Annotated in this window: 7 protein-coding genes; 3 read left to right on the top strand and 4 right to left on the bottom strand. The window is 63.5% G+C overall.

The genetic code is table 11. The features are described 5' to 3' along the window. Positions 1-989, top strand: a 989-nt coding sequence (locus H926_RS28990) for an ATP-binding protein (RefSeq protein ID WP_202804769.1), incomplete at its 5' end; no start/stop codon positions are given. 34 nt (positions 990-1023) lie between these two features. Here H926_RS28990 and H926_RS0119090 read toward each other — a convergent pair. Beyond that, positions 1024-1800, bottom strand: a complete 777-nt coding sequence (locus tag H926_RS0119090) for a class II aldolase/adducin family protein (protein ID WP_022677722.1) — start codon at positions 1798-1800, stop codon at positions 1024-1026. 256 nt (positions 1801-2056) lie between these two features. Between H926_RS0119090 and H926_RS0119085 the strand changes: the two genes are divergently transcribed. Beyond that, entirely contained in the window at positions 2057-3121 is a 1065-nt protein-coding gene (locus tag H926_RS0119085; RefSeq protein ID WP_237741108.1) for an amidohydrolase, read from the top strand. Positions 3122-3242: 121 nt separating this feature from the next. Here H926_RS0119085 and H926_RS0119080 read toward each other — a convergent pair whose 3' ends face one another. From H926_RS0119080 to H926_RS0119070, 3 genes are all read right to left on the bottom strand, one after another. Beyond that, entirely contained in the window at positions 3243-3593 is a 351-nt protein-coding gene (locus tag H926_RS0119080) for a cupin domain-containing protein (RefSeq protein ID WP_022677720.1), read from the bottom strand. A gap of 79 nt (positions 3594-3672) precedes the next feature. Next, positions 3673-5100: an aldehyde dehydrogenase family protein gene (locus tag H926_RS0119075; RefSeq protein WP_022677719.1), complete on the bottom strand. Its 1428-nt coding sequence runs from the start codon at positions 5098-5100 to the stop codon at positions 3673-3675. A 124-nt stretch (positions 5101-5224) separates the two neighbouring features. Then, on the bottom strand, positions 5225-6502 hold the full coding sequence (locus H926_RS0119070; RefSeq protein ID WP_022677718.1) for a cytochrome P450: 1278 nt from the start codon (positions 6500-6502) through the stop codon (positions 5225-5227). A 164-nt stretch (positions 6503-6666) separates the two neighbouring features. Between H926_RS0119070 and H926_RS28985 the strand changes: the two genes are divergently transcribed. Beyond that, a complete protein-coding gene (locus H926_RS28985; RefSeq protein ID WP_022677717.1) occupies positions 6667-7314 on the top strand; it encodes a class II aldolase/adducin family protein in 648 nt (215 codons plus the stop codon). The last annotated feature ends 76 nt before the right edge of the window (positions 7315-7390 follow it).

The raw sequence follows: 7390 nt of genomic DNA, 5'->3' as shown, positions 1-7390 counted from the left end.
GCCCGCCGGCGCCAGCTGCTGTCGCGCTCTACAAGGAACGGGTGCGGATCGCGCAGACCATCGACCACGAACAGAGCGTGCTGCTGATCGGATTGGCTGCGCTGGCATCGATGTTCGGCATCGCGGTTGGCCTGGCGCTGGCCACCCGCCTGGCCCGCCCGATCGAGGCAGTGAGCCACGCGGCGCGCGCGATCACCTCGGGCGATCTGTCGGCGCGGGCGGCCGAAGGGCCGCCTGGCGCGGGCGAGCTACGGCAATTGCTGTCCGATTTCAACAGTATGGCCGAGGCGCTGGAAGCCTATGACCGTGATCTGCGCGAAGGCTCTGCGGCCATCGCGCACGAGTTGCGCACCCCGCTGACGATCTTGCGCGGGCGGCTGCAAGGCCAGCTGGATGGCGTGTTTGCCACCGATGGTCCCGCGATCGCCGCGCTGATCCAGGAGGTGGATCTGCTCGCGCGCATCGTTGAGGATTTGCAGACGCTCAGCCTGGCCAATACCGGCCGTCTCGAACTGAATGTGCGTTTGGCCGATATGGCGCTGCTCGCCGCCACGCACCTGCACGCCCTCGAGCCGATCCTGGCCAGCGCCGGCATGCGCCTGGAAACGCGCCTCGCGCCGACCCTGGCCGAGATGGATGAGCAACGGCTGGGACAGGTCCTGCTCGCGCTTGTCGACAACGCCCGCCGGCATGCCGCAACAGGTGGGGTGGTCGAAGTCGAAACGAAAATCGATGGTGCCAGCGCCTTGCTGATCATTACCGATCGTGGTCCCGGTCTGCCGTCGCACGAGCCCGATCAGGTTTTTCGCCGCTTTTGGCGGGGTGAACCGTCGCGCAGCCGGGTGCACGGAGGCAGTGGCCTTGGCCTCGCCGTGGTGAAAGCGGTTGTCGAGGCGCACGGCGGGACAGTCCTGGCAGGCGACCGCCCGGATGGTGGCGCGGTGTTCCACGTACAGTTGCCGCGGCAGCAAAGGCGGGGCAAAGCCTGATACGCTGCCCCGCCGTGGCTAAACCGGCAGGACCTCAGCTGTCGTAACCGGGCAAGCGGCGATCGAGCTGGCGCAGGAAGCCCGGCCAAGCCAGCATCGCCGATTTTGCGCGTCCGGTACTCACCTGCTGCCGCACTTCTTCCTGCGCAGCGGCTGGCGCAAGCATCACGTTGTCTCGCCCGATCGACAGCGCAGCCACCTGCTGGGCACATGCCTTTTCAAGGTAATACATGCCGAGCCACGCTTCTGCCGCCGTTTCTCCCACCGCAAGCGTGCCATGGTTGCGCAGGATCATGGTCTTCTTGTCCCCCAGGTCGGCGACGATCCGCTCACGCTCCTCAAGATTGAGCGCGATCCCTTCATACCCGTGGTAGCTGATCGAGGGCAGCGCGATGAGCGCATGCTGAGTCAGTGGCAGAAGCCCCTCGCTGTGGGTCGACACGGCAACGCCGTGATCGGAGTGGAGGTGCATGACGAACCGGGCGTCTTCGCGCGCGCCGTGGATCGCCGAATGGATCGTGAAGCCGGCCGGGTTGACCTTGTACGGCGTCGGCTCGATGATCTTGCCATCCAGATCGATCTTGACCAGCGACGAGGCCGTGATCTCTTCGAAAAACATCCCATAGGGATTGATCAGGAAGTGGTGATCATCCCCGGGCAGTCGCGCCGAAATGTGGGTATAGATCGCGTCATCCCAGCCGTGCAGGGCGACAAGCCGATAGAGCGCGGCCAGTTCTACGCGGATCTGCCATTCCTGCGATGCGGTATCGGTCTGTGCGGCTGTCCGGTCTGCCGGCGCGAGCGTGTCCATTTCAGTTCTCCTGTCCATCAATCGCTATCGTTATTACAACCGCGGCGCTGATCCCGGCTGGGCCTCGCCGCGCCCAGTTTCCGGGCCGCTATGCGTAGTGCGCATGCTACCGCACCGGCTTGACCCAATCAATAGCGATAGCTATTAATATGAGCGCCAGCCGCTTTGCCGGCCCGGAACCGCATTTCACAGGGTCAAGATGGCCGAGGCGCTGGGGCAGGGGCGGTGTTTGGCCACAGCAAAGGACAGCGATAGCATGGGGCTGGGTAACGCAGCGCGGATAATGCCGCGCGAGGACGCGATCGATCCCGATCTGCCGATCATCGATCCGCACCATCATCTTTGGCAAGATCATCCCGAAAGCCACTATGCGGCAAAGGCGGTGCATCCGTTCAACGATATCTTTGTCCAAGACCCTGTGTATCTGCGCGACGAGTTCGTGGCGGACTTGCGCACCGGCCATAACATCATCGCCACGGTCTATGTCGAATGCGGCGCATTCTACCACGAACACGGATCGGAGAACGATCGCGCGCTGGGTGAGATCGAACGGGTCGTGGAAATCGCGCGGGCATGCGCGGGCGATCCTTCGGGAGGCCAGCCGTGCGCGGCGATCGTGGGCTATGTCGATCTGACCAGCGATGATGCCGCTGCGGCGCTGGCGCGCGCGAAAGCGGCCGGCGCGGGCAAGCTGCGCGGCATCCGCAACATCGGCCCGCATGACGACGAACGCGTACTCGGCCCGGTCGCCCCAGCGCCCCGTGGGCTCTATGGCAGCGACGCCTTTCGGCGCGGCTTTGCCGCATTGGCCGAGGCAGACCTCTCGTTCGATGCCTGGGTATTCGCGCCGCAGATCGGGGAAGTGACGGACCTCGCCCGTGCGTTTCCGCACGTGCCGATCATGCTGGATCACGTTGGCACGCCGCTGGGGATCGCCCGGCACCGCGGCACGCTGGCAGCGACCTTTCCCGATTGGCAGCGCGCCATCCGCGAACTGGCGACCTGCCCCAACGTTCACGTCAAGTTGGGCGGGCTGGGCATGCCCTTCACGATGCTCGACGGCCTCGGGCCCACGCAGCGCGTTGGCTCCGAGACTCTCGCGCGCCTGTGGCAGCCGTATATAGAAAGCTGCATCGAAGCCTTTGGGCCGGACCGTGCGCTGTTCGAAAGCAACTTCCCGGTCGACCGCTGGGGCGCAGACTACGTCGAAACCTGGAACGCGTTCAAACGTCTGACGCGGTCCGCCTCGGCAGACGAGAAATCGTGGCTGTTCGCGCGCTCTGCTGCCAAATTCTATCGTCTCGACGTTCCCATCGCCTAACATACCGTCGACCGCCAGTAACGGTCCTGTTGCGCGCCCAAATAAGAAGGCCTGCCCCGGCATGCGGTCGGAGCAGGCCTTCTCGCGACGGCGGTCTGCGCGCCTGCGTATCAGGCGGGGATCACGCCAGCCGCAGGCAGAACCGCTTCTGCACCGGTTCGGTCACTTTCCAGGTTCCGGTGAACCCTGCCTCGACCATGAAGGCATCCCCGGCCTTGACGCTGACCGTCTCGCCGCCATCCGCAGTCAGTTCGATCGCGCCTGCGATCAGATAGATATATTCGTGATAGGGCGTGTTCTCGGAATGCCAGGTGCCGGTGGTGGAATGCCAGGTCCCGGTCACCATGGTCTTGTCTGCCGTCTGGAATTCGAGCCACGTCTTCATCGTGGGAGACCCTTCGACAGGTTTCCAGTTGTCAGACGGGTTGGGATTGAAGAGCCCGGTTTCCGGGGCCGAAATTGCAACGCTCATATCGCATCCTTTTCATGCGTGCTTGGTCAGGTCGATTTGGAATTGTGGGAGAAATTGTTCAGCGCGGCGCTGCGCCGGTTTATCCCTGGCTGGCGTAACCGAGCACGGCTTTCACCTCGACGAACTCGTGGAAGCCGAAATCGCCCCATTCGCGGCCATTGCCGCTGCGCTTGTAGCCGCCGAATGGCGCCATCAGATCGCGCGCGCCATTGATCGATACCTGGCCCGCGCGCATCCTGGCTGCCACCTTGCGCGCCGTGTCGATATCTGCCCCGCTGACATAGGCGGCGAGCCCATATTCGGTGTCGTTGCCGATTTCGATTGCCTCGTCGAGCGTCTGGTAGGCCATGATCGACAGGACGGGACCGAAGATTTCCTCCCGCGCGATGGTCATGTCAGGCGTCACGTTGGCGAACACCGTGGGCTGGACATAATAGCCCTTGTCCAGGCCTTCGGGGCGCGCGACCCCGCCGGCGACCAGCGTTGCGCCTTCATCGATGCCTGACTGGATAAGCCCGCGAATCTTGTCGAACTGGGCCTGCGAGGCAACGGGGCCGATCTGGGCGTTGCCATCAGGCGGCCCGACCGTGATGCTGCTTGCGGCAGCCCGCGCACTCTCGATCGCTTCGGCCATGCGCGCGGCCGGCACGAGCATGCGCGACGGCGCATTGCAGGACTGGCCGGAGTTGATCATCATGCCCTGCACGCCGCCGGCAACGCTTTGCGGCAGATAGGCATCGTCGAGCACGATGTGCGGGCTCTTGCCGCCCAGTTCCTGCGCCACCCGCTTGACGGTTGCGGCGGCGTTGCGCGCCACTTCGATGCCTGCCCGCGTCGATCCGGTGAACGACACCATGTCGACTTCGGGATGCGAGGAAAGCGGCACGCCCACACCAATGCCGTCGCCATGAACCAGGTTGAACACGCCAGCGGGAAGCCCGGCGGCCTCCAGAATCTCGGTAAAGATCTGCGCGGAAAAGGGTGCGATCTCCGATGGCTTGAGCACCATGGTGCAGCCTGTGGCAATGGCCGGCGCCACTTTGCAGGTAATCTGGTTGAGCGGCCAGTTCCACGGCGTGATCAGGCCGCAGACCCCGATCGGCTCGCGCGCGATCAACGTCTGCCCGCGCTCCTGCGTGAATGGAAACGTCTTGAGAATTTCCAGTGCGGTGGCGAGGTGCGCCAGACCGATCTGCACCTGGGCATTGCGCGCCAGCGAGACCGGCGCCCCCATTTCCTCGGTCACGGCCGCGGCAAGATCGTCGGCGCGCTTCTGGTATTCCGCCAGAATGCTGCCCAGGATGGCGAGCCGATCTTCGCGGCTGGTGGCAGACCAGCCAGGAAAAGCGCGCCGCGCGGCGTGAACGGCCTTGTCGACGTCGGCAGCGGTGCCCAGCGCAATACGGCCGGCGACCGCCTCGGTCGCGGGATTGAGGACATCGAGGGTCTCTTGGCCAGCCGGTTCAACCCATTGGCCGTCGATGTAAAATCGTGTGTACTCGCGCATGTCGGCTCCTCTCAAATCGGCGTGCCCGCGGTTCATTCGAACCAGGCGGGGGTGGTTGTGTATAAAGTAGCTATAAATATCGTTGTTGGTCGTGCTGGCGCTGCGTCGGCAAGGCGTTGTGCAGTCAGGAAGCTGGCGCCAGGCGAAGCGGAAAGCGCTCCATCTGGCCCATGGCGTGCGCCGGAATCCATTCCGGCGCTGCCGTTCCGGGGGTGAGCGTCAGGCCGCGGGCCATTACCGCGTCGAGCAGCACTTCGATCAGCATCACGGCCACATACCGGCCGGGGCAAATGTGCTGGCCACCGCCGAACGTCGTGCTGCCCTTGCGCGAGCGATCGAGGTCGAAGCGCAGCGGGTCGGTCACAGCCGCTGGGTCAAAGCCGCCGATGCCCCACATCAGCGAGACGATCGCGCCGCGCGGTATGCGCACGCCCGCGAAGATGACCTCCTCCATCGCCCAGCGGGGCAGGTGGATCACGGGCGGCTCGAGGCGCAATGCTTCGAAGATGGCACTGGTCACAAGTTGCCGGTCAGCAACCACCCGCGCCAGGGCGTCTGGATTTTTCAGCAGCGCGAACAGCGTGTTGGCGGCGCCAAGGGCCGCGGTATGAAAACCGTCGATCAGGTTGCCGGCCAGCATGGCGCCAACATCGCGCGGGACGATTCCCGCCTCGTCGGGATCGTCCGGCAGATCGATCCGCCGGAGGTCGTCGGCCAAGGCAACGACGAAGAGATTCTCGCCCCGACGAAGGCTGCGCTCGGCCGCTGCCCTGATCACGCGCCAATATCCGCGCATGGCGTTGTCAAGCACGATGTAGTCTTCGGCGTTGCGGTTGAAGTGAAAAAGCCGGGTCAGGTCCTGCGTATAGGCCTGCATTGCCACGATTTCGTCGGCGTCCATCTCCAGCATGCGGCCCCAGAACCCGCAGGTGAGCCGTTCGGCGACGTCGCTCATAACGTCTATCTCGCCAAAAGGCGCAAGATCATCGAGGATTTGCTGTACGGTTTCCTCCGCCACCGGCCGCATCGCGCTCACCTCTCTGGGGCCGAGGCGGGAAACCAGCGCCTTGCGCACCGGCCGATGGATCGGCGGATTGGCGGTGAAGACCTGGTTTGCCACCACGCGCGCGACTTCGGCACCCAATGGCGGCGTGGGATCGTCCATCCGCGCGAGCGATTCGCCAAACAGGACCCCGGCGGGAACGTTGCCGATCTGAGGCAGGGCGCCCAGTTTCTGCAAATCCGCATTGCGGAAAACCGCCAGGTTCCCGTCCTGGTCCTGAAGGAAACGAGGCTCCGGGCCGGCAAAAACGCGCTCTGCAAAGGGGCGGATGCTATCGCGGCCGCCGGTGAAACCGAATTCGGCAAGCGTTCCCAGGCTTCCGATCTCGACACTGTCCATTCGTCGCATCCCTTCTCGTCAAGCGCAGCGGCAGAGTAGCGCATGCAGCCGACATAAACAATAGTCTGGACTATTCTATTGGGTGCGGTATCTGTGCATCTGGATGGAGCGAATCGTGCCTTTGAAAGGCGCTTTCGGCGGCGCGTTTCGCGCAAGGAGGGCTCATGAGCGATCAAACCGAAAAGCAGGCAAGAAACCAGCTGGCAGAGGCTTACCGACGGGTTGTGGACCTCGGCCTGACCGAGCTGTCTTCGGGAAACCTGAGTGTCCGGTTCGGTAATGGCATGCTTATTTCACCGGCGGGCGCTGATGGCGACAATATTTGCGAAGAGAGCATTGTCTACGTCAACGCATCGGGGGACTGGGACAAAAGTCTCGATCCGTCGAGCGAGTGGCAGTTGCATGCCGGCATATATCGCAACGATGTCAATACCACCGCAATCGTGCACACGCACTCCGACAATTGTGTTGCGGTGTCGTGCCATTGCCATTCGTTGCCGCCGTTTCACTACCTTGTCGGCCTGTTCGGTGGGGACGACGTTCCCTGCGTGCCGTATTCGACCTTTGGCAGCGAAACGCTGGCGCAAGATGTCTCGCACGCGCTGATCGATCGCTACGCCTGCCTCATGGCCAACCACGGCATGACCGCGCGCGGGCCTTCGATGCCCATTGCGATGATGTTCGCCCATCGGCTCGAGATTCTTTGCCGGCAATACCTCCTGGCGCAGCAGTTGGGTGAGCCAAACCACCTGTCGGTCGAAGATATGGACGCGTTTCGAGAAAAGATCTCGAAGATTTCCTACGGACGATAGGGTATATCTTCTTCAGGCGGAATTTTCCGTAACCGGCTGAAAATCATCTGCACCGCCGTCGTTTGTTGAAAGCTGA

It is taken from the genome of Novosphingobium sp. B-7 (genome assembly GCF_000410615.1).
Taxonomy (GTDB): Bacteria; Pseudomonadota; Alphaproteobacteria; order Sphingomonadales; family Sphingomonadaceae; genus Novosphingobium; species Novosphingobium capsulatum.
Note: the sequence above shows the minus strand (reverse complement) of the source record. Positions and strands in the feature narration are given on the sequence as shown.